The sequence below is a fragment of the Desulfosarcina sp. genome (assembly GCF_055467485.1).
In genome coordinates this window covers 49253-74944 of record NZ_JBUOIV010000014.1, presented here as the reverse complement: position 1 = coordinate 74944, position 25692 = coordinate 49253, and the positions used below count along the sequence as shown (strand labels likewise).

General features: G+C 57.1%; 25 protein-coding genes. 13 read left to right on the top strand and 12 right to left on the bottom strand.

Annotation, left to right across the window (positions count from 1 at the left end; genetic code table 11):
- Nucleotides 1-61: 61 nt before the first annotated feature.
- The 3 genes from ACZCED_RS09270 to ACZCED_RS09260 all read left to right on the top strand — a co-directional run bounded on the left by ACZCED_RS09270 (nucleotide 62) and on the right by ACZCED_RS09260 (nucleotide 3358).
- Nucleotides 62-856 carry an OS_HP2 family (seleno)protein gene (locus tag ACZCED_RS09270; protein WP_462969279.1) on the top strand — a complete coding sequence of 265 codons (795 nt, stop codon included), beginning with the start codon at nucleotides 62-64 and terminating at the stop codon, nucleotides 854-856.
- Nucleotides 857-1084: 228 nt separating this feature from the next.
- Complete coding sequence (locus ACZCED_RS09265; protein ID WP_462969280.1) at nucleotides 1085-1720, top strand: HAD family hydrolase; 636 nt, start codon at nucleotides 1085-1087, stop codon at nucleotides 1718-1720.
- Nucleotides 1721-3358, top strand: a complete 1638-nt coding sequence (locus ACZCED_RS09260) for a SidJ-related pseudokinase (protein ID WP_464860675.1) — start codon at nucleotides 1721-1723, stop codon at nucleotides 3356-3358.
- A 42-nt stretch (nucleotides 3359-3400) separates the two neighbouring features.
- On the opposite strand, the gene ACZCED_RS09255 is transcribed toward ACZCED_RS09260, so the two are convergent.
- From ACZCED_RS09255 to ACZCED_RS09225, 7 genes are all read right to left on the bottom strand, one after another.
- Nucleotides 3401-4408: a potassium channel family protein gene (locus ACZCED_RS09255; protein ID WP_462969282.1), complete on the bottom strand. Its 1008-nt coding sequence runs from the start codon at nucleotides 4406-4408 to the stop codon at nucleotides 3401-3403.
- 25 nt (nucleotides 4409-4433) lie between these two features.
- Nucleotides 4434-5402, bottom strand: coding sequence for a threonine/serine dehydratase (locus ACZCED_RS09250; RefSeq protein WP_462969283.1), 969 nt, complete (start codon nucleotides 5400-5402; stop codon nucleotides 4434-4436).
- Nucleotides 5403-5432: 30 nt separating this feature from the next.
- Nucleotides 5433-6083 (bottom strand): thiamine phosphate synthase, encoded by a 651-nt coding sequence (thiE, locus tag ACZCED_RS09245; protein WP_462969284.1) that lies wholly within the window; start codon nucleotides 6081-6083, stop codon nucleotides 5433-5435.
- The gene (locus tag ACZCED_RS09240; protein WP_462969285.1) at nucleotides 6073-6702 is read right to left on the bottom strand and encodes a phosphohydrolase; all 630 of its coding nucleotides are present in this window, start codon (nucleotides 6700-6702) and stop codon (nucleotides 6073-6075) included. The genes thiE and ACZCED_RS09240 overlap by 11 nt, the downstream gene beginning before the upstream one ends.
- 255 nt (nucleotides 6703-6957) lie before the next feature.
- Nucleotides 6958-8056 (bottom strand): peptide chain release factor 2 gene (gene prfB, locus ACZCED_RS09235; protein ID WP_462969286.1). Its coding sequence is split into 2 segments (ribosomal slippage): nucleotides 6958-7986 and nucleotides 7988-8056, totalling 1098 coding nucleotides; the frame shifts between segments, so codons are not numbered across the junction.
- A 3-nt stretch (nucleotides 8057-8059) separates the two neighbouring features.
- Complete coding sequence (gene lnt / locus ACZCED_RS09230) at nucleotides 8060-9700, bottom strand: apolipoprotein N-acyltransferase (protein ID WP_464860674.1); 1641 nt, start codon at nucleotides 9698-9700, stop codon at nucleotides 8060-8062.
- A gap of 1 nt (nucleotide 9701) precedes the next feature.
- Nucleotides 9702-10226 carry a hypothetical protein gene (locus ACZCED_RS09225; RefSeq protein ID WP_462969288.1) on the bottom strand — a complete coding sequence of 175 codons (525 nt, stop codon included), beginning with the start codon at nucleotides 10224-10226 and terminating at the stop codon, nucleotides 9702-9704.
- Between the two features lie 341 nt (nucleotides 10227-10567).
- On the opposite strand from ACZCED_RS09225, the gene ACZCED_RS09220 reads away from it, so the two are divergent.
- Nucleotides 10568-11575 carry a hypothetical protein gene (locus ACZCED_RS09220; protein WP_462969289.1) on the top strand — a complete coding sequence of 336 codons (1008 nt, stop codon included), beginning with the start codon at nucleotides 10568-10570 and terminating at the stop codon, nucleotides 11573-11575.
- A 562-nt stretch (nucleotides 11576-12137) separates the two neighbouring features.
- On the opposite strand, the gene asd is transcribed toward ACZCED_RS09220, so the two are convergent.
- Nucleotides 12138-13265 (bottom strand): aspartate-semialdehyde dehydrogenase, encoded by a 1128-nt coding sequence (gene asd / locus ACZCED_RS09215; protein ID WP_462969290.1) that lies wholly within the window; start codon nucleotides 13263-13265, stop codon nucleotides 12138-12140.
- A gap of 395 nt (nucleotides 13266-13660) precedes the next feature.
- Here asd and ACZCED_RS09210 point away from each other — a divergent pair, with 395 nt between their 5' ends.
- The gene (locus tag ACZCED_RS09210) at nucleotides 13661-15766 is read left to right on the top strand and encodes a methyl-accepting chemotaxis protein (RefSeq protein WP_464860673.1); all 2106 of its coding nucleotides are present in this window, start codon (nucleotides 13661-13663) and stop codon (nucleotides 15764-15766) included.
- A gap of 118 nt (nucleotides 15767-15884) precedes the next feature.
- Here the strand turns inward: ACZCED_RS09210 and ACZCED_RS09205 are convergent, their stop codons facing one another.
- Nucleotides 15885-16709, bottom strand: a complete 825-nt coding sequence (locus ACZCED_RS09205; protein WP_462969292.1) for an alpha/beta fold hydrolase — start codon at nucleotides 16707-16709, stop codon at nucleotides 15885-15887.
- Nucleotides 16710-17137: 428 nt separating this feature from the next.
- Between ACZCED_RS09205 and ACZCED_RS09200 the strand changes: the two genes are divergently transcribed.
- From ACZCED_RS09200 to ACZCED_RS09165, 8 genes are all read left to right on the top strand, one after another.
- Nucleotides 17138-17494, top strand: a complete 357-nt coding sequence (locus tag ACZCED_RS09200; protein WP_462969293.1) for a hypothetical protein — start codon at nucleotides 17138-17140, stop codon at nucleotides 17492-17494.
- 267 nt (nucleotides 17495-17761) lie between these two features.
- Nucleotides 17762-18439 (top strand): lysophospholipid acyltransferase family protein, encoded by a 678-nt coding sequence (locus ACZCED_RS09195; RefSeq protein WP_462969294.1) that lies wholly within the window; start codon nucleotides 17762-17764, stop codon nucleotides 18437-18439.
- Nucleotides 18440-18441: 2 nt separating this feature from the next.
- On the top strand, nucleotides 18442-19419 hold the full coding sequence (locus ACZCED_RS09190; protein ID WP_462969295.1) for an AEC family transporter: 978 nt from the start codon (nucleotides 18442-18444) through the stop codon (nucleotides 19417-19419).
- Nucleotides 19420-19542: 123 nt separating this feature from the next.
- Nucleotides 19543-20265, top strand: coding sequence for a substrate-binding periplasmic protein (locus tag ACZCED_RS09185; RefSeq protein WP_462969296.1), 723 nt, complete (start codon nucleotides 19543-19545; stop codon nucleotides 20263-20265).
- Nucleotides 20266-20528: 263 nt separating this feature from the next.
- A complete protein-coding gene (locus tag ACZCED_RS09180; protein WP_464860672.1) occupies nucleotides 20529-22601 on the top strand; it encodes a SpoIIE family protein phosphatase in 2073 nt (690 codons plus the stop codon).
- An 18-nt stretch (nucleotides 22602-22619) separates the two neighbouring features.
- Entirely contained in the window at nucleotides 22620-22988 is a 369-nt protein-coding gene (locus ACZCED_RS09175) for an STAS domain-containing protein (RefSeq protein ID WP_462969298.1), read from the top strand.
- Between the two features lie 115 nt (nucleotides 22989-23103).
- On the top strand, nucleotides 23104-23757 hold the full coding sequence (locus tag ACZCED_RS09170) for a lactate utilization protein (protein ID WP_462969299.1): 654 nt from the start codon (nucleotides 23104-23106) through the stop codon (nucleotides 23755-23757).
- Nucleotides 23758-23874: 117 nt separating this feature from the next.
- Nucleotides 23875-24168: a hypothetical protein gene (locus ACZCED_RS09165; RefSeq protein ID WP_462969300.1), complete on the top strand. Its 294-nt coding sequence runs from the start codon at nucleotides 23875-23877 to the stop codon at nucleotides 24166-24168.
- A gap of 91 nt (nucleotides 24169-24259) precedes the next feature.
- On the opposite strand, the gene ACZCED_RS09160 is transcribed toward ACZCED_RS09165, so the two are convergent.
- The 3 genes from ACZCED_RS09160 to ACZCED_RS09150 are packed head-to-tail and all read right to left on the bottom strand — an operon-like array spanning nucleotide 24260 to nucleotide 25687.
- Nucleotides 24260-25075 (bottom strand): alpha/beta fold hydrolase, encoded by an 816-nt coding sequence (locus ACZCED_RS09160; RefSeq protein WP_464860671.1) that lies wholly within the window; start codon nucleotides 25073-25075, stop codon nucleotides 24260-24262.
- A complete protein-coding gene (locus ACZCED_RS09155; protein WP_462969302.1) occupies nucleotides 25060-25431 on the bottom strand; it encodes a YdbL family probable chaperone protein in 372 nt (123 codons plus the stop codon). The genes ACZCED_RS09160 and ACZCED_RS09155 overlap by 16 nt, the downstream gene beginning before the upstream one ends.
- Nucleotides 25432-25477: 46 nt before the next feature.
- Nucleotides 25478-25687 carry a hypothetical protein gene (locus ACZCED_RS09150; RefSeq protein WP_462969303.1) on the bottom strand — a complete coding sequence of 70 codons (210 nt, stop codon included), beginning with the start codon at nucleotides 25685-25687 and terminating at the stop codon, nucleotides 25478-25480.
- Nucleotides 25688-25692 lie beyond the last annotated feature (5 nt).

Genomic DNA, 25692 nt, shown 5'->3' with positions numbered 1-25692 from the left:
GGTCAATCAACCCAATAAAGGACGCTTTTCCGCGTTATATGCCAACTAAGGAGAACCATCCATGAAACTCCGTATGTGTGCATTCATAGCAACTATCGTGATCCTGTGGGTCGCTGCGGCCACCACATGGGCGTCGGATGGCAAGGAATCAACCGGTCAGGAACCCTCCGCCGTCACGGCCATTCAAAAGCCCGTAGTGGAGCTGCCCGAACTGAAATATGAATTCGACCCCGTGGTGGACGGCACCCAGATCACCCATGGATTTACCATTAAAAATTCCGGAGACGCCCCCCTTGCCATAACCGAGGTCAAGACCGGCTGAGGATGCTCGGTCGCCTCCTACCCGAGGCAGATCCCCGCCGGCGGCGAGGGAATAATCAACATCAAGGTCAACACCAGCGGTTACGGCGGCAGGACGCTGAAGAAAAACATCGAGGTTTTCACCAGCGACCCGGACAACCAACGGGTCACATTGAACATTACCGGCACGGTATCCCACTTTGCGCGCATGGATCCGGCGTATGCCCGTCTGGTCGGCCAAGCGGGAACCGACATTAAAAAGGCGATCACCATTACCCGCGAGAAAGCCTATCCATTCAAGATTCTCCAGGTAAACGCCAGAAACGGCAACGATATCGAATTCGATGTCAAGGAGTTCAGCAGGGCCGATGGAGACGGCTATATCCTGACCATTGCTAACAAAAAAATGGTCGCCGGGCGCTATGCGGACACGGTGACCCTGACCACGGACAGCAGCATCAAACCCACGATAACCATTCCGGTGTATGGCCAGATCCTTTCGGCGTCGCCTCAACCCGTGCCCACGCCACCGAAAAAAAGTGCCAGTGACGGATAATCACCGCCGGCCATCGGCATGATCGGGCTTAGGGTGTTCATCCAGAATGTGAAGATTGTGGTCTGGATCGAGGCCGCCGTATTTTTGAAACCGCAGGCGTAGCAGCGCTAGGTCGAGGATCTCCAAAATACGGGAACACAGGACCGGGGCGCAAGATGCCATTTATGGATGAACAATGAAAAGCACCGACACGATTCTGTCGGTGCTTTTCCGGATGGGAAAGCAGTTATGCCAGTGAAAAGCCCCGCCAAGGTGGTCGCCTTCGACTGCGACGGCGTCATGTTCGATTCCCAGGAGGCCAACCGGGCTTACTACAACCACCTGCTGGACTATTGCCACCTGCCGGCCATGTTGCCGGAGCAGTTGGCCTACGTCCACATGCATACCGTCGATGAATCCCTGGCCTACCTGATCAGTGACGACACCACCCGCAAGGCCGCCCACATTTACCGCAGACAGTTGGGGTACCAACCCTTTTTGAAGTTCATGCAGATGGAACCGGGCTTGGTGCCGCTGTTGGAAACGCTTCGCCCGCGCTTTAAAACGGCGGTGGCCACCAACCGCACGGACACCATGGCCCAAGTACTGGCGGACCACCACATCGACCACCTCTTCGACCTGGTGGTCTGCGCCCTGGACGTTCAGTTTCCCAAACCCCACCCCGAAGCGCTGGTCAAGGTAATCGACCACTTTTCGGTATCCGCCGATGAAGTGGTCTATGTGGGCGACTCCTTGGTAGACGAAATCGCGGCCAAAGCCGCCGGGATTGCCTTTGTGGCCTATCGCAACCCCGATCTGAACGCCGACCACCACATCCGGCACCTTGCCGAGATGGCAGACCTGCTGTGTCCGCAGGCGATCTGAATGAACCGAAAGGATGGACATCTGCCGTTCATCTGCAGAACCGATCCGTATGAATCCTATCATCAAAACTTGAAAGACCAGGCCGAAAACGCCCTCGCCGATCCTCACTTCGATGTCATTGCCAAATACCATGCCGTCGCCGACCTTCGCCGGCTGGCACAAAAGCACCCGGGTGTGCTCGACAGGCACACCATCCGTGCTCTGGAGCAGCTCCTGCTCTCGGGCTCCTTCGGCAACCACCGGCAGTCCTATTTTCTCTACCGGGAAGCCGCATTGGCATTGACCGATCTGGCCACCGGGCCGGGCAGCAACGGCCTGGGATCAATGGCACTGACCACCCTGAGCCATCTGCTCCTTCAAACCGAGGGCAGCGCCCACCGGGGCGTGGCCGAGGCGCTGGGAAACCTGCCCGTCAAGATTAGCGGAAAGCGGCTGGGTTTGGATCGCGGTAAAACGTTGCCGGCGATCTCCTGGACGCAGCTGATGACGATCAACGGCCTGACGAAGACCGGCATCCCCCGCTATATCGGCAGAAGCCTGGTAGTTGAAATGTCGGGCAAGGATCGCCTGCTGGTTGTCAAACTGGCGAAACAGGGAGACACGGCGGCGGGCCTGCAGAAAGAGGTCCGCTGGATGGAAAGGCTGAAGCAACCGGATTACGCGGCTGGCCGCCGGTTCCACATTCCCAGGCCCCTATGCGTTCAGGACCAGCGTGTTTTCAGAATCACCCGCATTCCACTGGCTCCGCCTGCCACCGTCCAGAGGCACCCCGATGGCCTGGCGATTGCCTTTCTCACCCACCGGGATTATTTCGTTTATCCCAACGATCCGCATGTCGATGGAAAATCCGCACGGGAGATGCTGGGGCGCAACGCCTACCTGCTGGGCTGGCTGACAGCCAGAGGAGTGATCCACGATGCACCGATCCCGCTGTTTCACAACCGCACCCAGCGGTTGCGCCGCGACGATCAGGGACGCTATCAGTGGTTTCGTTCGGGACGGTTAGACCAGTGGCTGGATTCCTGCGCATTTCCCAATCTGGGGCTATCCGGGCTGAGGGACTTCGAACACCTGAAGGCCTTCAACGGTTGCAGTCTCAGCCTTTACCGGCATATCGGCAGGCATTTCCTGAGCCTGCTGCTGGTCGCCGGAAGCCATTTTCGCGCCCGGGACAAAACAAGAATGGGGCTGGATAACAACGGGCAGCCGGTGGACGCGAGAGATCTCTTCGACCGGCAGCTTCTGCACGCGATGATACTGGAGGTGTTCGAAGGCTACTTTACCGGGTTTACCGGAACATCGACCGCCCCGACGCTGCCGGTGGACCTGGATCGACTCGTCCTGCGAATGGTGGATGAGATGGGTGTGGACCGTTACATGACCGAACTGCTGCGCCGGAACGATCAGGACGCGCTGACCGACAGCGAGTTTTTCGACTTCCTGAACATGCGGGGATACGACGCGGTCCAGCGCAACGGGTTCAAGCGGGGTGAAAAGGACATTCTCATTTCCAGCGGCCCCCACCTGGGCGCCTTCAACCGGCAGATCTCCCTGCCCGAACTTATCGAATGCGTGGCGGCCATGTCCGCCGTCTGCGTCGCCGGACGATTTATGACCGAAGCAGGCAACGCCATGTAGCGGGCGTCTCCACCTCGAATCGACATTCGGGTCAACCGCCGGTCACAGCGCTTCCCGGGCACGATCGATATTCTCGATATCCCCCATGACGATCAGAGTCATCCCCGCTTCTAATACAAAGGACGACGGCGGCCTGAATTCGAACTCGTCGTTTTGCCGCTGCACCCCCAGCAGAAGCAGGTTGAACTGGTCTCTGAGACCGGATTTCATGATTGTCTTCCCAGCCAGCGTGGAGTTGCCGTTGACGGCAATCTGGTGAATACGCATCTCTCCCCGCTCGCTTCGAAGCATGTTGTCGAGAAAATCCACGGCTGCCGGCCGAATCATCTCGGACGCCATGCGCAGCGCACCGATGGCGTTGGGGGAGACCACCGAGGTGGCGCCGGCCTTGAGCAGTTTGGGTTTGAGCCGGCTGTTGGTCATGCGGCTGATGATCCGCGCCGTGGGGTTGAGCATGCGGGCGGTCATGGTGATATACAGGTTGTCGTTGTCCGACGGCAGGCAGATGGTGATGCCGGTGGCCCGCTCGATTCCGGCGGCGACCAGGTTCTTGTCGTCGGTGGCGTCACCGTGAATATGGTAAAGGCCCTTGATCTGTCGAGACTCCTCGATGACGGCACCCTCCTGTTCGATCAGGACCACTTTGGCTTTGCTGGTCACCAGTTCGACCGCCAGGGGAAAACCGGTCTCCCCTCCGCCGCAGACGATGTAATGGCCGGACAGGGCCTTTATCTTGTTTTCCATTTTCCGTCTCCTGAGCATACCGGTCAATTCACCTTCGATCAGCATGGCCGTCACCGTACTGATGCTGTAGAGGATGATGCCCATGCCGAAGGTGATCAGCAGCATGGTGAAGATCTGGGCACGGGGGTTTCCGGTAATTCCCAGCACTTCACCGTAGCCCACGGTGGTCAGGGAAATGACGGTCATGTAAAGGCAGTCTAAGTAGCTGGACTTGCCCTCGAAGATGATGAAGTAGCCCGTGCTTCCCACCAGCATGGTCCCGATGAGTATGACCGCCGCGTAATATAACCGTCTTCTGATGCCCATGTCGAATAGATGCTCACGCTGAGGATTAAGACACTGACGGACATACAAGGGTCTTGAACAGCCCCGCATCGATATTTCCACCGCAGACGACCAGGGCGACCGTCTTTCCGGTCAGTTGAGGTGCCATTTTAAGAAAGCCGGCCACCGCAACCCCGGCCGCGCCCTCGATCACCAGTCTGTGATTGTCGAACACGCGGACCATGGCGCTGCGAATCTCTTCCTCTGTCACCAGCACCCAGTCGTCGACCAGGGTCCGGCAGGGATCCAAGGTGATGGCATCCGCCTCGATGCCGCCGGCCGTGCCATCGGACAGGGTATCGAGGCATTGGACGTCCAGAATACGCCCCGCCCCAACGGATGCGGCCATGGCCGGCGAATTTGTCGGCAGGCATCCCACGATCCGGGTCGTTTGGCGCAGTCCCTTCACCGCCCCGGCGATGCCGGCGATCAACCCACCGCCGCCCACCGATGCCATGATGCAGTCCACCTGGGGCAGGCGGTCCATGATCTCCAGCCCGACTGTCCCCTGCCCGCCCACCACGAAGGGATCGTTGTATGGGGAGATGTATACCTGCCCGTTTTTCTCTGCCCGATGGCGGGCGTAAGTTTCGGTCACTTCGCAGCTCGTTCCGTGAAAACGGATCTCGGCACCCAGGTTCTCGAGCAGCTGAACCTTCGCTGCGGAAGCACCCTCCGGGAGGCAGACGACGCCTTTTATCCCCAACCGGCTCATGCCGAAGGCCACGGCCAGGCCGTGGTTGCCTGATGAGGCGGTGACGATGCCGGCCCTTCGCTGATCAGTGTCCAGGGTCAGCAGGCGGTTGATGGCCCCACGAACCTTGAATGAACCCGTATGCTGCATGTTTTCCAGCTTGAGAAACACCGGCCCGCCGCTCTCGCGGCCCAGGTCGGCGGACGGCTCCAGGGGTGTCCGGCGGACATGGGGCCGGATTCGTGTTGCCGCGGTCAGGGCCAGGGCGCGGATGTCAAGCATGGTCTACGCCGATGACGATCGAGGTGTCCATTACCGTTCCCCCCCGGCCGAGACGCCGCACGCGGCAGCCATTGCTGCTGCGGCTTCAACGGGATCAGTGGCTCGGGTTATGCAGCTGATGACGGCGACGCCGGCGGCGCCGTGGGCGAAGCAGTCCAGTGCATTGGCCGGGCCGATACCGCCGATGGCAACCGCCGGCACGGGCGACCGGTTGACAATGTCCCGGAGCCCGGCCAGCCCATGGGCGGCCTTGGCATCGAGCTTGGTGCCGGTAGGAAAGGTGGGACCGGTGCCGATGTAATCGCAAGAAGCCAGGTCGGTCCGCTCCAGTTCAGCCATGGTAGAGACCGACACGCCGACGATGGCCTGTGGTCCCATGACTCGCCGCGCCACCCGGGGTAGCGTATCCTCCTGCCCCACATGAATGCCGTCGGCCTCAACGGCCCGGGCCAGCAGCACGTTGTCGTTCACGACAAAGGGGATCCGCTTGTGGCGACAGAGCCGGCCGATGGCCTGGACCTCCTCGAATTTCTCCAGAGAAAAGGACTTGTTGCGGTACTGGATCATGGTCGCACCGGCCTCGACGGCTATGCGCACCTGATCCAGTGCGGCGAATCCGTGTACGCCGTCATCGGTGATGAAGTAGAATCGAAGCGCCTTTCGAATGTCGTCAGGATTCATGACCGGGTCTTCCCATGGGTTGGATAAGATATGGCGGTCCGGCCGCATTGACCGGCCTACAGGTGAACAGCCGGTGAAGCGCCAGGAAACGGTCAGCATAGTCCGCGTCGTAGCGGGCCAGGCCGGCGGTGATTTCGTCGATGGTTTTTTCATGCCGGCCGTTGTCTGTTTTGGAGAAGAACTTGTCCGCGTAGCAGATCAGACGTTCTTCCACGGAGAGGGGGAACATGTCCCTGGCCGGCAAGGGGAGTTTTCGCTGCACGGTCTGACGTGCACCGATTCCCACACCCACATGACGCTCGCAGACCAGCCCGTGGCGTTCAAGGCCCAACCGGTCGAGAATCGCCCGGCCTTCGACGCCATGGCACACATAGGGCAGGGCTCCCGTGCATCCCAGTTGCGGAGATCGGGTCCGACCGATTCCAATGTCGTGGAGAACGGCCGATTGAACGACGAACTCGCGGTCGGCATTCAGCCAGTCGGCCTGGCCGAGAACATCGAGCGCCTTGCGGCCCACCAATTCTCCATGGCGCAAAAGCAGGTCCCTGGTATAGCTGCCGATGGGATAGAAGCGGGTGATGATGGCTTCCGGGTCGATGCTGTGGTTCAATGCGTTCAATAGCGTCTAATCTCGGATCGCTTACAGATACCTGTTAATCCCGCTAAAGCAGAAACCTTTTGGCGTCCCTTGGGATATATCTGAAGTTCAATTTTTGGTGATTACCCGAATCGTGTGCATTCAGAAATCGCAGATGTTGGTTCAGGCCAAGGCCGCAATGCTGCTGAAACCGGAGGCGGTGCTGCGGTGCGTCGCGGGTTTCAGCAGCGCGACAACGCCGGCCTGGGCCGTAAAAAATGCCGCTTTGAATGAACACTATGCCTTGCCCGACAACAGCACCCCTTCGATGAATACATCGATGTCCCCGTCCAGCACGCTGTTCACGTTGCCGACATCCAGGCCGATGCGGTGGTCCTTGACCATCTGGTAGGGATGCAGCACGTAGGAACGGATCTGGCTGCCAAAGCCAATATCGTCCTTGCCGTCGTGGATCTCCTGCAGCCGCTCGTCCTGTTTGCGTTTTTCCGCCTCGTATAGTCTGGACTTGAGCACCTTCATGGCCATGTCCTTGTTGCGGTGCTGGGATTTTTCCTGCTGACACTGAACCACGATACCGCTGGGCAGGTGGGTGATGCGCACGGCGCTGCTGGTTTTGTTCACGTGCTGTCCCCCGGCCCCACTGGCACGGAAGACATCGATGCGAAGATCCTTATCCTCCACGTCTATTTCGATCTCGTTGTCCAATTCCGGATAGACAAAGACAGATGCAAAAGAGGTATGGCGTTTGCCGCTGGCGTTGAAGGGAGAAATTCTCACCAGCCGGTGGACGCCGCTCTCCGACTTGAGGTAGCCAAAGGCGTATTGGCCGGTGGCGGTGAATGTGACGCTTTTGATCCCCGCCTCGTCACCGGGCTGAAAATCGACGATGCTGGATTTAAACCCTTTGCCCTCCACCCATCTCAGATACATGCGAAAGAGCATTTCAGCCCAATCCTGGGCCTCGGTTCCGCCGGCACCGGCATTAATGGAAATAATGGCATTGTTCTGATCGTCGACTCCGTCCAGCATCATATCCAGGGAGAACTGGTGCAACCGCCGGCCCAGTTCGCTGATCTGGCCGGAGACTTCCTGCATCGTATCCGCATCTTCTTCTTCTACGGCCAGTTCCAGAAGGATACCCGTCTCCTCCAGGTCTTTTTCCAAACCGTGAAAGGCGTCGACCCGCAGGCCCAGGAGCGAGCGTTCCTTCAAAATGGCAGTGGTGGCGTCGGGATTGTCCCAGAATCCATCCCGGGAAATTTCCGCTTCGATTTCCTGGAGTCGCTTTTCCTGGTCAGCCAAGTCAAAGATACTCCTTGAGCTGGTCGAGCTTCTGTCTATGTTCTTTCAGTGTCTGTTTGGCTTCGGTGCTCATCTTTTATCTCCTTTTGTCAACCACCCGACTGACCAACCGTTTGATCCAATCAGGTATTTTGGCCGGTACGGCATCATCATGTGCCTCCTGCCGATATCGACACATCAGCCGCCCCATCATCGTGCCCAGCGCGATCAGACAGACAATCGGCAGGACATCCCCGATCCGGGTGTAAAGGGTTTGTTCGGTCAGTATGGGTACTCCTCGGACAAGCACCGCATCTTCAAACAGGGCCGTGTGGGCCATGACCCGCCCAGCCGGATCCACAAACCCGCTGATCCCTGTATTGGCGCTGCGTACCAGGCTGCGGCGATTCTCGACCGCCCGGAAGACCGCCATGGAAAAATGCTGATATGCCGCACTGCTTTTGCCGAACCAGGCATCGTTGGTCAGATTGACCAGCACGCCAGCCCCGTTGCTTACCAGAGAACGGGAAAGTGCCGGAAAAATGATCTCGAAACAGATCTGCACACCAACGGGCGGCTGGTTTTCTCCCCATACGAGGGTTCGACCCTTCTCTCCGGACGAGAAGTCTCCCACCTGGGCAACCATCTTGCCCACAAAGGACAGCACCCGTTTGAGCGGCACATACTCGCCGAAAGGTACCAGGTGGACCTTGTCGTAACGCCCGGTGGTCCGGCCGTCCGGGGCCACCATATAGGCACTGTTGTAATAAGCACGACTGCCCGCCGCTCCTTGGGCGCTGGGGCTGCCCACCAGCAGATGGATACCTGCTTGGCGGACCGCGTCGGTCACCAGCCGGGTAAGCTTGGGGCTGGCCTCAAAGTAAAACGGGGTCGCCGTTTCCGGCCACACCACCAGATCCGGATGATCGGGGACGACCGATAGCGTCAGGTCCACGTATTTCTTCGTGGTACTGATCTGAAATGCCGGATCCCATTTCCGGGCCTGGTCGATATTGCCCTGAATCACGGCGACGCGGGGTGATAACGCCCCTGCCATGGCGCTGTCCATAGCCCTGACCCGCGTGCTGCCGTATGCCAGTCCGAGGCCGATCAGGATGAGGGGCAGCACGGCGGCAAAAGCGGCATGCCGCTTGTCCACCGGATGATCCCGCCATTTTTTCCGCGCAAGGAACAGCAACAGCACATACGCGGCGGCGTTGAAAAGCACCACCAGAAAAGAGATCCCGTACACCCCGAACATATCGGAGATCTGAATGATATGCAACCGATTAAACTGGGAATATCCAACAGTGCCCCAAGTGAATCCGGTCAGCAGAAAGCTGCGGATATACTCCAGCGCCACCCAGACAACCGGGGCGACCACCACGAGGTGGACGGGCTTTTGACAAAGGCGGACCAACGCCAGAGAAAAGAGTCCGGTGTAAAGGGCCAGGTAGGCGGCAAGCAGCACCAGCAGGGAGACGCACTGCCACCACGGCAGGTAACCGTAGGTACGCATGGTGAATACCACCCAGTACAACAGGGTCAGGTAATGCGCCAAACCGGCGATCATCCCGATCCTGAACGCCTCTTTGGGCGTCCGTTCACGTAACGCGATATGCAGGGGGACCAGGGCGAACCAGGCCAACGCCGAAAGCCCTATTTTGGGAAACGCCGCCGTGAGCAGCAGGCCACTGATTAAGGCCGGCAGCCATTTCGATTTAAATTCGATGGTCACGTCATACCTGTTGGTTAGCGGTCTCGCCCAGGTATTCCCGGACGGCATCGATGGTGTGGGAAAACATCTTGCTGCCGGCCAGCATGGCACAGGCATCGTCCGGGTCGCCACAAAACCCGGCAAACGCCGGACCAATGGCCATGGCCGGTTCAGGGACCTTCCCGGCAGCGTCCAGTGCGCCGACATACGTATCGAGTCGCCTCTTGAGGATATCGAAATAGTCGATGTCCGATCCCACGGTCAGGGAGGCGGAGGTGGATAGGGTTGTGGAAAAAGCCCTGACCTTGTCCCAGAAATGCTGACCAAGGGGCGTTTTCAGGTCACTGTCGGCCAGAAAGAAAGCGATCGCCCACCCTACCGAGATGATTCTCAGCAGCTGGATTTCGTATTCCAGCGCCACGCGCTTTTCGGGCACCTCGAGCGGCAGCGCATCCAGGATCGCGTTCATGTCGCCACGATCGATGGCAAATTGAAACAACTGCTCACCGGCGAGGGCAACTTTATTCGCTTTTTCGGTATCGGCCATGGCACCTTCGAACCTTTGACGAGATTGATGATTGCCGCACGCCCTGCCCTCACCGGACATATCCGGCGTGTTACGCGGTGACATTTTAATATAAGACAACACACATCGATCGGTCATCCACTGCACCGGTGTGTGTGTTGGTCCGAACGCTGAAACGGCCCAACAGTAAATCACCGATCCGGGCAAGTCAAGGCGGCTGTCTCCGCGTTGAGGCTTGAACTTCAAACCAATTCATGAGATGAATGTCGAGCCTTTCCGGGAGCGTCGTCAACCACTGGCGAATCGGCCGGACACGTTCTTATCTGCCGACAACGATTGTGACCTTTAGAAAGAGACTGCTCATGCGACACTTCTCTGCGGCGCTGGTGCTTTGCCTGTTTGTTTCTCTTTCCGTTTCCCAGGTTTATTCACAACCCCTTGAGCCGGCCGGCCAGGCAATGGCCGAAAAGAAAAGCACCGCCCATCTCAGTTGGGCTTCCGCCAGCTTCGACCTGTCCGCCGGTTACCGCACCGACAAGTTGAACTGGCACATTGCCGGCAACCTGCAGGGCGCCAATCCCAATGTTCGCTCCGAACTCACCTGGTCGGATCTGCGTATCTATCAGCTGAAACTGGCCAACCGCACGGTGATCAGGGATCGCGTATACATGCGTGGCCATTTGGATTTTGGAATGGTGATCTCCGGCGGCAATCAGGATTCGGACTACAATGGCGACGACCGGACCCAGGAGTTCTCGCGTTCGGTCAACGGCGTGGACGGCAACGAGGTTTGGGACGGGTCCATCGGCATCGGCCCCCGCTTTTCTTTTTTTGAATCCACCATGGTCGTCTGTCCCATGATTGGTTACGCCCTCTCCGAGCAGGACCTGAATATCGTGGATGGCTATCAGGCGCTGACGGCACCTCCCCTCACGACGCCCATCGGCCCCATCCCCGGCCTGGACAGCCGCTTTCAGTCCCGCTGGAAGGGCCCCTGGCTCGGAGTGGATCTCTTTGTTTCGATTCCCGGCACAGGCGCCCGTTTTAGCAAGGTCGGCGTCATCTTTACCGGGGAATACCACTGGGTAGATTATGATGCCGAAGCCAACTGGAATCTGCGCGCGGATTACGACCATCCCGTCAGCTTTACCCAAGAGGCCGAGGGCAGCGGATATGTGGCGGGGGCAACGCTCCTGTTCGAGATAAAAAACCGCTGGGGCTTCCACGCAGGCATGAATGTCAGGGAAATGACCACGGACGCCGGACTGGATCGCACCTATTATGCAGACGGCACAACCGGTGACACCCGACTCAATGAGGTCCACTGGCGTTCATTCACCTTTGAAGCGGGTGTGTCCTGCCGGTTCTGAGAGCGCTATCAAAGCCACCCATCTGATCACCGGCCACACCGCCGGGATATCCTTTCAGCATGGCATCTTCATCAAATCGGGCTTATCGTTGGACCGAAATCGGCTCATCCATAGAACGGGTTCATATCACCCAGTATGAAGACCTTGATGGGATAAGACTTATTTACACCGGCATATTCGCGTAAGTCTGGATTGCGGGCTTGCCAATACACCTCTTGAGAAGGGCAACGCGGCGATCGCCTGACGTCTCGACCCATGCAGGCCATCTATTCGATTGAGTCGGGGAGCGTAATCGATCGAGCAAACAAATGCGCATACCGGATAATCGGATGCAATTGGTGGGGTCTGAATGCCGATGGTAGCGGGCTCAAAAAGAAGCTCCTCGAATCCGGTGGATCTGAGGAGCTGAAACAATAAGGGCACACCCATTGTTTATATAGTACATCAATATCGGCAAAACACAACACTGGAAAATTTGGTACATATTACGTGTTCATAATACGTAGTCTGTCTGACTCAACAGCACGCCGGCAGCAAATAAACTTTCGCACCCGTTTGAGGTTCAGGCAATGCCGTTCATACGGTCCAAGATAATGTTCAGCACCCGACGCAAGGGTTCGGCCGCCCCCCAAAGCAACTGGTCGCCCACAGTAAAGGCGGTCAGGTAATCGCTTCCCATCTTCATTTTTCGAATACGCCCCACGGGGACGGATAGCGTCCCGGCAACTGCCGCCGGACTGAGTTGCGCCAGGGTGGCAGCCTTGTCATTGGGCACCACCGACACCCAGTCGTTTGCCGATGCAATCGCATTTTCAATGACGTCCAACGGTAGCTCTTGGGTCAGCTTGATGGTCAGCGCCTGGCTGTGGCAGCGCATGGCACCCACACGGACACATTGCCCGTCGATGGCAATGGGGTTGCCTGAACGCCCTAATATCTTGTTCGTCTCCACCAGCCCCTTCCACTCTTCCCGGGTCTGACCATTCTCCATCGCACGGTCGATCCAGGGGATCAGACTGCCTGCCAGGGGCGCACCGAAATACTGGACAGGGAAATCTGGCGAGGCCAGTGTCCCGGTAATCTGACGGTCGATCTCCAGGATGGAGGAGGCCGGGTCTTGTAACATGGCCTTGGCACTGTCGCCCAGGATCCCCATCTGCGTGATCAGTTCCCGCATGTGGTTTGCCCCGGCACCCGAGGCACTCTGGTAAGTCATGGAGGTCATCCACTCAACCCAGTTCTTTTCGAACAGTCCACCGAGGGCCATGAGCATCAGCGAGACTGTGCAGTTTCCGCCGATGTAGTCTTTGACCCCGTCTTCAAGGGCGCTGTCGATCACGTTGCGGTTGACCGGGTCCAGGACAATGACACTGTCGTCTCTCATTCGCAATGTAGATGCGGCATCGATCCAGTAACCGTTCCACCCCTTCTGCCGCAGCAAAGGGTGCGTCTGTTCCGAATAACTGCCGCCCTGGCATGATACGACCACTGCCATATCGCCCAGCCTGTCCAAATCATTCGCATCCAGAACCGGCTGGGGGCCGGTGCCGATGTCCGGCCCGGTTTTTCCGGCCTGTGACGTGGAAAAGAAAAACGGATCAAAGCCTGCAAAATCGTTTTCTGCCTTCATCCGATCCATGAGGACCGATCCCACCATTCCACGCCAACCGACAATGCCTACGCTGATCATTTGTCCACGACTCCTTTTTTCAGGTGCAAGCCAACAGTCGGAAAAAATGAGAATTCCTCCGCCTGCCGAAACGCCGTTGAGATATGCCACCTTCCATTAAAGGCCACACTGTCCGGTTGTCAAGGTGTTTTGTGAATAATCGGCGCGCAGCAAAAAAGCCGGTTCCCGGGTTGAGGTGCACCCACAGCAAGCCGGGAAAGGAATTTAGGGCGTCGTCACCCAGCACCCCTGATTGGCAGGTCCGATGACCAGCGGGTCTGCTGCGGAGACGTGCACAATCTCACTAAAGAATAATTGACACCGGCCGAAAAACAAGCCTGGTGGCATCTTTGAATCAGCTTCAAGAAAACCGTCGAAATCTGACAAACCCTGACCCGGACAGCGAGGATGGATAGATGAAAATCAAGTTGAAATTGTTGGTTGGTGTAATCGGTGTTGTCCTGTTCATCATGATCTGCTCGACGGCGGCGGTTTACATGCTGTTGGGCAAACAGAACCACGCCGCGGTTCAGAAAAACCTGGAGAAGACCATCAACCTGATCAAAGAGGACCTCGGTAAACGCCAATCAAAGCAGTCCCGAGATGCCCGCCAGGCGGTCACGGTGAACAAGATCGGTGATAACATCAAGTTCATGGCTGACTTCGCCGGCCAAATCAGTATCACCCGAGACAGCTACATAAAAACGACGTCCGCAATGGGTCAATTCATTAACGTTAGCGAGCTGTGGCAGGCCGCCGTCTATGACCAGAAAGGATCAATCATCTCATTTGTTCAGGCAATGGCAGACAAGACACTGACGACCGTTTACGTCCATGGTGCAGACAAGCCCATTTTCGAGCATGCCCGCATCAATGCCGGAGACCCCTTGAATGAAGCGGACTGGCATCAGTCCGACGCATCCCCCCTGTCGACCGTCGCCGATCATTTCCCCGGCAATCCGGTTGGAGAGACCGAGACCGTTCAGTATGTGGAGGTTGAAGGCAGGCTCTGCCTTCAGACCACGACGCCTATCCATACCAACGTATACAACCGGGACACCGAGAAAGTCGAACCGCAGGTATTCGGAACGATCGTGGCCTGGCAGCGCATTGAAGGCGATTTCTCCGCGACCATGGCCAAGCTCTCCGGCATGGATGTCAATATTTTCTCCGGCCAGGAAAAATTGACCGCCGGCACCCTGCCCGGATACAGTCGACTGGCTGGGGTCGACCATGCATCTATGAACACCCCCCGCTCCGTCGACAACCAGCCTTTCGTATCCAGCCGAATCACGCTAGACGACAACGGCTATTTCCAGGCGGCGCTCCCGCTCCACGACGGATCCAATATCACCGGGTGGGTGAGTGCCGTTGTTTCCAACGAGGCGGTTGCCGCCAATACACGTCAGATGGTCCTTTTGATGGGGCTGGTATATCTGGGCTGTCTGGTGGTGGTCGTCCCCCTGGTTTATGTCTTTGCCGCCTCCTTCTCCCGCCTGGTAAACAATGTGGTGGGTGGGTTGAAGGACATCGCCGAGGGTGAAGGAGACCTGACCCGGCGACTTCAGGAGAACAGCAACGACGAACTGGGAGACCTGGCCCGCTGGTTCAACATCTTCATCCAGCGTCTGCAGGGAATCATCAAGGAGATCGCAGAAAATGCCGGCCGCCTTGGCATATCCTCTGCCGACCTGAAAGGCCTTTCAGAAAAGATGGCCACCAGCGCGGCCGACATGTCCAACGAATCGGCGGCGGTTTCCTCGGCATCGGAAGCGGTCAGCCTGAGCACCACTTCCATTGCTTCGGCCATGGAGCAGTCCAGTGTAAACCTGAGCACCGTTGCCGCTGCAGCCGAAGAGATGACGGCCACCATCAATGACATCGTCCGCAACACCGAGACGGCCAACCAGATTACCGGGAAAGCGGTGGACCAGGTGAAAAGCGCATCTCAGCGGGTCTTTATCCTGGGTACCGCTGCCCAGGAAATCGGTAAAGTCACCGAAACCATTACCGAAATATCCGACCAGACCAACCTGTTGGCCCTGAATGCAACCATCGAGGCGGCCCGGGCCGGCGAGGCGGGAAAGGGGTTTGCCGTGGTGGCCAATGAAATCAAGGAGCTGGCCAGGCAGACAGCGGCGGCGACCGCGGAAATAAAAGAAAAAATCAGCGGAATACAGCAAACGACCCAGGGCACCGTTTGCGAGATCGAGAACATTTCCGGTGTCATCGATGAAGTCAACCAGATCGTATCGACGATTTCAACGGCGGTAGAAGAGCAGTCCAACACCACCGGCGAGATTGCCGGCAATGTGGCCCAGGCATCCCAGGGGGTCCAGGAAGTCAACCAGACCGTGGCCGAAAGTACGCTGGCCGTCGAACAGGTATCCCAGACACTGACCCGGGTCAACCGTGCCTCCAGCGACATGTCCAGCCAAAGTCAGGCTGTCGATGACAGCACCCACACCCTGTTCCGTTTAGCGGACGAACTGAACCGGCTGGTGGGTTGTTTCAAAGTCTAATCTGTTCTGGATTGACCATTCCCCGAGACAGACCGCGGGGGATGGTCTGCCGGCTGCGGCAGTGCTGCGCAGCACCGTAAGGATGAATATCGATTTCCATTCCGCTGGCTATCGCGGTTCAGAGGGCCTCCGGCATATCCGTCCAACGGCCGGACAGAAACTGTGAAACGGTCTTGAGGAACAGCTCCGGTGCTTCAACGGGAATGGAGTGCCCGGCGCCCTTGACCACCAGATGCCGGCCGCCGCTTTTCTCGGCCACCTCCGCCGCGCCGCTGACGCTCACCAGGGGGTCGTCTGAACCGCACATCACCAGCAAAGGCGGATCCAGCTTTTTCAGCATGGATCTCAAGCTCGGGTAAGCGGCAAGCGCAGACAGGTGCGCCTCAAGGGCCGGTGCCCGGTTACGCCGGGCGATGGTTTTGGCGATGCGGTCGAGGATTTTGCTGTTCCGGAGAAGGTAGCCCTCGCCGAAAACGTGTGGCAAGGCAGCACCCACCAGGGTATCGAGCCCACCGCGTTCAATGATCTTCAACCATGACCGGACAATCAGCCGAGCACGAATCGGTGCCCGAACCCCAATGGAACAAGCAACCAATCGGCTGACCGCTTCAGGGGTCCGCCGGGCCATGGCGTAGGCTAACAGCGCGCCGTGACTCAATCCCACCAAACAGACCGGTCCCAGTTCAAGGTGGCGGATCAGCGCGGCAAGGTCTTCCATATGCAACTCCAGGGACAAGGGCAATTCACCCAATTCGCTTTCCCCCTGCCCCCTGGCATCGTAGAGCAGCGAGCGAAACTCAGGTTTTAAGGTCGCCGCGATCACCTTCCAGTACATGGTGGTTTGCAGGGTGCCGTTCAAAAAAATCACTACCGGCCGGGCGAGCTCGAATCCAATGGTTTCATAATACAGGCTGCATCCGTCCGGGGTCCGAAAATAGGCCATATCCGGCCTTCCTTTTCTATAGGGTTGCCGTGTCGGGCTCACCTTCATGCATATCATACTCTCCTGTAATACTGAAGGCGGAACAAGTCGAACTGCAACAGCCAGCGCATCAACGACCCGGAATGGTTAATGTCTTTCAGCCGGGAGGAATTGCTTGCGTTTTTATCCGGACAGATAGATATTGATCCATTGATAGTTGGTTTGTCGGGCACCTTTTGACATCCGGCAATATCGGTCGCATTATTAGGGGCCGGGAAGTTGCCCGGTCAGCATAATCTTGCGCTAACAATGAGCCGATAGCCTGGTCAAGGGATTGACCTTAAACGCTGACCGCCACTAAGAAAAGCCAGTACGGCATTTATTTGCCTGTCGATTGAAAACCTGTCTGATCAGACGGTTTTGAAAGATTCATACGAGGAGCGTTAATCATGTCGACCAAATTTTACTGCAACAGCGAAAATTGCACCCATGCGGACAAAGGGCCGTTCGTTCTAGAATTGGCCCAGGAATCAGTGATGGACGGCAACAACATGGCCACCATCTTCTGCCCCCGGTGCAGCAAACCGATGAGACAATTGCCACCGGATCCGCAAAAAAGTGCAAGCAATAATCGCTTTTACTGTCACAGCGATGCCTGCAGCAACGACAAAAACAGTCTATTCTTCATCGACTTGCCGGGTGAAGCGATTATGGACAGAAACAACATAGCCACTATCTTTTGCCCCAAATGTGGGAAAGAGATGAAACCATTTGACCAGAATCCGAGCACGGCCGTCAACTTCTGACCCCGTTTTGAAAATGCGTCACGAGCGCCGGCAAGACGGGGCGCAATTGGTTCAGCACCGAGCGATGGTGGCAGTTATTGACACGGTCAGGCCATGCACGGTGGCACGCCAACGACCTGAACAGTATTGCGCAACCATAGCTGAAGCCATGCCGTGGAGAAGAATGGATTCCGGCGATCTACCACGGACAAGTCCAAAGGGCGGGCGTCCCATCCAGGATGCCCGCTCTTTTGCATGAATGAACCGACGCCAATACAGCAGCCATCCATGAGCCCATTTGTAAAATCGATTCTGGCCGCACCGGCCTTTCACCGTTTCCTGTACCACTTCATCCGTATATACAGCGGGACCTTTCGGATGGGCATTGAAAATGAAGCCCGATGGCGGCAGCTGATCGACGAGGGAACGCCGGTGCTGCTGTGCGCCTGGCACCAGCAGTTCTTTGCGGCTATCCGCCCTTTCAAACGTTACGCGCGGTACCAGCCGGCCCTGATGATCAGCCGAAGCCGGGATGGGGCCATCATTGCCGCCGTGGCCCGTCAAACAGGATGGAAGACCGTCAGGGGGTCTTCGTCCAGAGGTGGCAAACCGGCTCTTCGGTCCATGATCAGGCACCTGGAATGCGCCAAGCTGGCCGGCCACATCCTCGACGGACCCACCGGCCCCATAGGTGTGGTCAAAGCCGGCGCAATCCGACTGGCCCACGCCGCCCAAGCCGTTGTCGTTCCCTTTTCCGTTTCGGCCCATCGGGCCCTGTATTTCAATAGTTGGGACCGCTTTATGCTGCCCCTGCCATTTTCTCGGGTCAGCTTGCGTTTCGGCGATCCGCTTCGGTTCGTACCCACGAATGACCCGGAAGCGTTCGAACAGCAGCGGGCCCAACTCGAGGCCGTGATGGCGCCCTATCTGTTGACTGGTCGACGGCTGACGGACAAGGGGTCTTGATCGTGGGAAAATTGACTCTGTCGCTGGGAATCATTGTAGTCGGACTGTCACTGGGTTACGCCATTCAACGGCTGTCCGGCGCCGGTCTGCTGCGCCTGCCCCTGTCGCTTGAGAACCTGCGCAAACAGCTGCAGAAAACAGCCCTGCTTTTCGTCCTGCCGGTGACGGTAGTGGGCGCCATCTGGATCGTGGATCTCCAGTCTTTATCCATTGTCGCCCTCCCTTTTATTGGCGTGGGAGCCATTACATTGGGCGGCATACTGGCCATGGGCGCCGCAGGGGTGCTCAGGCTCGAACCGCACAAGACCGGCGCCTTGATTCCCTGTGGCGCATTTACAAACATCGGATCCATCGGCGCCTTGATTTGCTATGCCTATCTGGGAGAAAAGGGGTTTGCCCTGGTTCCCATATACAAGCTGTTCGAAGAGCTGACCTATTATTCAGTGGGATTCCCCATCGCCAAGTATTTCAGTACCATGAACACCAACCAGGACACTTCCGGTGCCCGGCTCAAAGCCCTCGTCAAGGATCCATTCATCCTGGTTGCCGTGTCCAGTGTTTTACTGGGCGGGCTTCTTAACCTTTCCGATCTGCCCCGGCCAGAACGTTTCGGTATCATCAACGCCGTATTCATCCCCTTAGGCACCGGCCTGCTGCTCGTCTCCATCGGTCTGGCCATGCGATTCAAGAATCTTCACCACCATCTGAAAGCGTGCGCCTTGGTATCCTTGATTAAATTCGCCATTGTTCCCTGTTGCGCCACCGCCATCGCCTGGTCCATCGGATACGGTCGAATGGACAACGGGCTGCCCCTGAAGGTAGTGATGATCCTTTCATCCATGCCGGTGGCCTTTAACGCCTTGATCCCCCCATCCATTTACGATCTCGATCTGGATCTGGCCAACGCCTGCTGGTTTTTCACCACGTCGGCATTGATCGTCGTGCTGCCGGTGCTTTTAATGCTGATCGGAATGGTTTGACAAAACGGGGAGGGGCTGGATAAAATAGAATCTCTCAACAAGTGAACAGGATGGTTAACTAACCGATTTTCCGTTGACCAGATGAAACCTCTTTGCATCATTATGTTGCTCTTGAGCCTGTCCATGCCTGTGTCGGCTCAGGATACGGTAAAATGGGTGTTCACCAACTACCCGCCGGCAAACGTCCAGACACAAGGTGGCCATTTCAAAGGGTTCCTGCATGATATCGTCGTCGAAGTGTTCGCCGAGGGGCTTAACGTCAAAGTGGACATCGCCGTCTATCCATGGAAACGCTGCCAGGCCATGGTAAAAGACGGCACCGCTGACATCATGGTCACCATCCCCACCCCAGAAAGGCTGGAATACGCCGTCACCCACACTCGGCCTATCTGGATCAAACGCCGAATTCTCTATACCTATCGGGATCATCCAAAAATCCACGACATTCAACGGCTAAGCGGGCTTCCCAGCATCAAGAGCGGCGGGTATACGGTCATTTCCTACATCGGCAACGGATGGGTGGAAAATGACGTTGAAGGCGTTGGAATCGCCGTCAACTACGCCACTACCGTAGACGGCATGTACCGCATGCTGGCTGCAAAGCGCGGTGACATCGTCATTGAAGAAAAGAGCCTTGCGGCACCACGGATAGCCGAGCAAGGCCTTTCAGAACGGATCGTCGAAACCGACGGCATCGGCAGCGAAAGCGGTTTTCACATTCTGATCAGCAAGAAGTCTTCCTACGCCGCCCTGGTTTCCCGGATCGACCGGGAAGTCGAATCGATGCGCAGCCGCAACAGGTTCAAACAGATTTTTTCCAATTACGGTATGGCTGACCCCAATTAGGTCCCCATGGCTTTTCTCCGGACACCTTTCACCAATACGGTTTTCGGACTTATCGTCGACTATCGTCAGCATTGCTCAGGATCCCGACAAGCTGCGGATTGCCCGGGCCGGACGCCAAGCGACCCGGACCTAAAGAGAATACCTCGGTTGACCTGACTCCCCATTTAGATGTAAGAGCTTAAAATCATCTGCCCGTGGACCACGGGCACCATCGGTTTGAACCCAAAGCTGTTTTTTAGACATAAAAACAGAATATTGCTCACGTGAAAATAAGAATCCGATCTTTCTGTCTGCTCTTCATCCTGTGCCTGTTTTCTGCCGTTGCTGCTCCTGCCGATGACCAGCGGATCATCGTGGGACTTCATGACAACACCCCGCTGATTTTCACCGATAGTGACAGTCGGGTCAAGGGTATCGCCGTCGATATTCTCACCCACATCGCCCGCAAGGAGGGCTGGGAGATCCAATACCTGCCAGGCTCCTATGCCCAGTGCACCCGGCGCCTGGAAACCGGCACCATCGATCTGTTGCCGGGCATGGCCGTGTCCGCACAGACGGAAGGTATCTTTACCTTCGGCGAGGAAACTATCGTTGCGAACTGGGGACAGCTCTATATCAGTTCGGATACCTCCTACTCGGACATCCTCGATTTCCACGAAAAAGATGTGGCGGCGGTTGAAGCGGACATCTATTTCCAATTCTTTGAAACCATCCTGGATAAGTTCGAAATTCGCCCCCGATTCATTATGGTGGACAGTTACGGAAAGGTGCTGTCCATGGTCCATGAGAAAAGCGTGTCGGCCGGCATCGTTCCCCGGCTTTACGGCGCTTACTATGAAAAGCGATTCAGGATTCGCCAAAGCCCGATCAGCTTCAGACCGACGGAGCTGCGGTTCGCCGTGGCCAAGGGCCGCAACACAACCGTTATCAACGCGCTGGACCGCCATCTGAAGCAGCTTAAGGAAAACCCCAACTCGATTTTCTACCAGTCGCTGGACCTGTGGATCCAGGGGGTCCGGAAAGTGACCCTTCCCTTGTGGCTGCGCCCCCTGTGGGTACTGGGTTTCATCGCCGGTATCATGGGGCTGGTCATCGTGGGAAATGTCTTTCTCAGGAAACAGGTCAAACTGCGCACGGAAGCGTTGAAAACCACCATCGCGGAAAAAGAGAAGATCGAAAGCGAACTGGCCGTGGCCCGGGAGATCCAGCTGCAGCTGCTGCCGGGCAATTTCCCGACTGCGCCCAACAGACGGGAGTTCGACATCTACGCCAGCCTGGAGCCGGCCCGCGAGGTAGGGGGTGATTTTTACGACTTTTTTTTCATCGATCGCAACTCCTTGTGTATCGTCATCGGCGATGTATCCGGCAAAGGGGTGCCCGCGGCCCTGTTCATGGCCATGACCAAAACCATGATCAAAGCCGCTGCTCGACTGCTGGTGGAGCCGGAATACATTCTGGCCGATGTCAACCGCGAGATCGCCAGGAACAATCCGTCCCTCACTTTTGTGACGGTTTTTCTGGGTGTCCTGGACCTGAATTCCGGGAACCTCACCTATACCTGCGCCGGCCATAACCCCCAGCTGTTCATTGGCCAACGGGGGAACACGGTGCTTCTCGGCGATGCACAATGCCCGGCCATCGGACTGGACGACACCTTTCAATACCGGCAGGCCACCATGCAGCTGCGGCACAAAGACGGCCTGCTTTTGTTTACCGACGGCGTCACCGAGGCCCAAAATGACAAGGACCGCCTGTTTACCCTGGAATCCCTCATGAACACGGTCTCCCTGACCGCCGATGTTACGCCCAAAGAACGGGTCGTGGCCATCTTGTCCCAAATATACGAATTTAGAGGAAATCGCCCGCTCGACGATGATATGACACTGCTGGCGCTGACCTATTTCTCTCCGAACCGAATCAGCGACGCGCGGAAAACCATTGTACTAAGGAATGACATCCGTGAAATGAGCCGGATCATAGACGCGATTACCCAGATTGCCGATTCGGTTGCATGCCCGCCGGTGGTGGTTCACGACGTCACCCTGGCCATGGAGGAGATATTCTCCAATATCGTCTTTTACGGTTTCGGTGACGATCTGGATCACCACATCACCCTCCATTTGGTTGTTGAAGGTAATGCCCTGATCCTGACATTGCAGGATGAAGGCATCCCCTTCAACCCCCTGAATGTTCAGTTCGGTCGTCGCGACAAGCCCCTGGAAGAGCGGGACAAGGGGGGCATGGGAATCACCCTGGCCAAAAATCTCATGGATCAGATGGAATACCGTCGTGAACGAGGCAAGAACATCTTACGAATGGAGAAGCGGTATCGATAGTCCAACAAGGAGAAACAGATGAATCTTATGGTACAATCGAGGCAGAAGATGGACGGGGTGTATATGCTCTCACCTTCCGGGCGGCTGGACACCAGCACCTTTCCCATTTTGGAGGACCGGGTGGATATGGTGCTCCAGGAAAAGCCCCACACCCTGGTGTTCGACATGGAAAGACTCGACTACATCTCCAGCATGGGCGTACGGGTGATCGCCAAAGCCCAGAAGACCATGAAAACCTACAACGGCAGGGTGATACTGCTGAACCTGCAGCCCCAGATACAGAAAGTATTCGACATCATCAAAGCCCTGCCATCCCAGCAGGTCTTTTCGACCATGGGGGAACTGGATGACTACCTGGATCGGATGCAGCGGCAATTCACTGGATAATGGCGTTTCCAGTCGCCGCGGTCCGGTGCGACTTGACATCGTTTTGCAGGGAAGATAGAACCGGCATCATAACCGGTCAGAGCAACCCTAGTCGAGCGCATCAGAGGAGATCCACATGGACAACCCCATTCACCAGTACTGGGAGCTTCGGCTTCAAAAACTGAAAAAAACACTGGAAGCCAATAACTTCGATGTCTATATCGCCGACAACAAGGACCTGGCCAAAAAAATGGCCTACGACACGATAATCCCGGCCTGTGGCCCGAAAACCATCTCCTGGGGCGGATCCATGACGTTTGTCGGCACCAGGCTTTACGAAGCGCTGCGAAACGATCCCCGCTACACGGTATTGGATACCTACGACAAAAGCCTTTCACCCGAGCAGAGCATACAGCGGCGGCGGGAATCACTGCTGGTGGACCTGTTCATCACCGGCACCAATGCCGTTACCGAAAGCGGCCAACTGGTCAATCTGGACATGATCGGCAATCGGGTCGCCGCCCTGACCTTCGGCCCTCGCCACGTGCTTCTTTTCATCGGCCGGAATAAGATCGTGCAGGATCGCGAGGCGGCCCTAGTCCGGGTCAAAAGCTACGCGGCACCGGTGAACGTCATGCGGCTGGACAAAAAAAGTCCCTGCGGTAAAACCGGTCGCTGTGAAGATTGCAGCAGCCCCGATCGCATTTGCAACACCTGGACAATCACAGAAAAGAGTTTTCCCAAGCACCGGGTGAAAGTCGTTCTGATCAACGAAGACATGGGATTCTGAGGCCAACGCGACAAACCGGGCCATCTGAATGACGATTGGCGGCCCAACCCATCGGAGCAATGGAAACACGATCGGCGTCATCTGAAAAAGCGCCGGACCGATCAGGGAGCATTTTATATGAGCATCGAAGCAACCACCTGGCTCTATGTGGCCATCTTGAAAACCGGCCCCGGCGAACAGATCGTCGGGCAGACCGATATCGAGCACGATATCTCATTCATCCCGGCCTTTTTGGACAAAGACTCCGCTCAGCAGGCCATGCTCCATCTGAAACTGGATAAAAAGAAGAAGTACGAAGTACAAGCCATCATCTACGAAGACCTTGCCCGCCATGCTGCCGAAAACGGTTTTCTCGTTTTTGTCCTGAACGATGATGGCAAGGTTCTGGAGCGTCTTCCCGCCCCCCATTGAATCCGGTTTTTGCTTTACCGATGAAACCGGAGCAGTGCCCATCGATCCGACCAAAGTGGAGCGGAACCCGGTGCATGTGCAAGCGATCGGGTTAACCCCTTGCGCCAATCCGGGGCTTAATAAATGCCGTGATGGCCGCCAGGGCGATATCGGAATTTTCCAGGTGCGGCGCGTGCCCACAGCCGGCAATCACCTCGACGGAAACCCCGCCGGCGGACTTTGCCTGGATGACGTCAAGCTGAGCCTGCGACCCGTATGGGTCCATTTCCCCCTGGATGGCCAATACCGGTACATGGATGGCCGGTAGAAAGTCGTCGATCCGCCAATCCCTGAAATCCGGATGGAGCCATACATCGTTCCAGCCCCAGAAGGCGCAGTGGGTGTTTTCTCCGTGGTAAGGGGACAACCGCGCTTTAAGCTCTCCGTTGAGATAGCGTTGCCGTGCGGCCTGAATGGATCGCCGCGTGAGTCTTTCGCAAAAAACGTGAGCGGCCAGGGTGACCACCCCCTTCAGGCCCGGGCAGGGATTGCCGCCGGCGTGGATCAGAGCGATGGAGCCACCGTCGGAGTGGCCGACCAGCAGGTATTCGCGAACCCCACTTTGACGAATGACCTCGGGCAGCACCACCAATGCCTCGTGGTGCATGAAATCGACCTTTCGCGGCAGCGGACAGGGTGCGGAACCACCGTATCCCAGGCGGCTGTAAACCAATGCCCCGCATCCGGTCATGGCGGCCAGCCGGGCCGGGAAATCCCGCCATAAGGCGACACACCCCAGCCCTTCGTGAAGAAATATAACTGTGGGCGCTTTGTCCGGCGGGGGGCCGATCCACGCAGCCTCCAGCCGGTCTCCCGTGGCGCTTAACTGAAGGTCGACGCTTACCTGGCGGCTTATTTCTGAACCCACTTGCCACCGGCATCCTGGAGCCATTCTCCGGGCTTGGCATTCTCGGCAATCTGCAGCGCCCGACGCCGACCGACCACGTCGGCGGTGGTTCCTTGCTGCTTGGCGATGGCGCTGTAAACCAGCTGCCGATCCTGGTTTTCCGCCTCCACCAGCGCCTGCTCAGACTGGTTGCCGCCGATGAAGGCGAGAAACCCTTGATTGTTCTCCCCGACAATGCCGGCGGCCTTGAGCTCGATGATTCTCGGCAGCCGGTCCTTCATCCTGGCTTTGATGTCGGCGCAAGAGGCGGATGCCGAGAAGAGAAACACGCCGGCAACCACCGTTGCCGCCAACCACCCATATCGTTTCCGGTTCATTTGAATCGTCCTTTCATGGCCGACAAAACACCGTTTGCCGCCGGCATCATTCAGTCGGCTTGATTGCCTTGGCGGTTTCGTCGATATCCCCGAAGAAATCGTCCAGAGCCCGATCCACTTTGACGTTGACGTCGATGGTAATGTGGATGGGTTTGATTTCAACCGGCTTCACCTCCACTTCGTGGCGCGTGGCGCAGGACGAGAAGCCCCACAAGGCCCAGACGATTACCGCCGGCAGCACCATTTTATTCAGCATAACGG

Coding starts and splice junctions, on each gene's coding strand:
- ACZCED_RS09210 (WP_464860673.1), top strand. CDS start 13,661: ATGAAAATCAAGTTGAAATTGTTGGTTGGTGTAATCGGTGTTGTCCTG.
- ACZCED_RS09175 (WP_462969298.1), top strand. CDS start 22,620: ATGAATCTTATGGTACAATCGAGGCAGAAGATGGACGGGGTGTATATG.
- ACZCED_RS09170 (WP_462969299.1), top strand. CDS start 23,104: ATGGACAACCCCATTCACCAGTACTGGGAGCTTCGGCTTCAAAAACTG.
- ACZCED_RS09260 (WP_464860675.1), top strand. CDS start 1,721: ATGAACCGAAAGGATGGACATCTGCCGTTCATCTGCAGAACCGATCCG.
- ACZCED_RS09205 (WP_462969292.1), bottom strand. CDS start 16,709: ATGGCCTATTTTCGGACCCCGGACGGATGCAGCCTGTATTATGAAACC.
- asd (WP_462969290.1), bottom strand. CDS start 13,265: ATGATCAGCGTAGGCATTGTCGGTTGGCGTGGAATGGTGGGATCGGTC.
- ACZCED_RS09225 (WP_462969288.1), bottom strand. CDS start 10,226: ATGGCCGATACCGAAAAAGCGAATAAAGTTGCCCTCGCCGGTGAGCAG.
- ACZCED_RS09155 (WP_462969302.1), bottom strand. CDS start 25,431: ATGAACCGGAAACGATATGGGTGGTTGGCGGCAACGGTGGTTGCCGGC.
- ACZCED_RS09265 (WP_462969280.1), top strand. CDS start 1,085: ATGCCAGTGAAAAGCCCCGCCAAGGTGGTCGCCTTCGACTGCGACGGC.
- ACZCED_RS09165 (WP_462969300.1), top strand. CDS start 23,875: ATGAGCATCGAAGCAACCACCTGGCTCTATGTGGCCATCTTGAAAACC.
- ACZCED_RS09185 (WP_462969296.1), top strand. CDS start 19,543: ATGCCTGTGTCGGCTCAGGATACGGTAAAATGGGTGTTCACCAACTAC.
- ACZCED_RS09150 (WP_462969303.1), bottom strand. CDS start 25,687: ATGCTGAATAAAATGGTGCTGCCGGCGGTAATCGTCTGGGCCTTGTGG.
- ACZCED_RS09250 (WP_462969283.1), bottom strand. CDS start 5,402: ATGCTTGACATCCGCGCCCTGGCCCTGACCGCGGCAACACGAATCCGG.
- ACZCED_RS09195 (WP_462969294.1), top strand. CDS start 17,762: ATGAGCCCATTTGTAAAATCGATTCTGGCCGCACCGGCCTTTCACCGT.
- ACZCED_RS09200 (WP_462969293.1), top strand. CDS start 17,138: ATGTCGACCAAATTTTACTGCAACAGCGAAAATTGCACCCATGCGGAC.
- ACZCED_RS09220 (WP_462969289.1), top strand. CDS start 10,568: ATGCGACACTTCTCTGCGGCGCTGGTGCTTTGCCTGTTTGTTTCTCTT.
- thiE (WP_462969284.1), bottom strand. CDS start 6,083: ATGAATCCTGACGACATTCGAAAGGCGCTTCGATTCTACTTCATCACC.
- ACZCED_RS09255 (WP_462969282.1), bottom strand. CDS start 4,408: ATGGGCATCAGAAGACGGTTATATTACGCGGCGGTCATACTCATCGGG.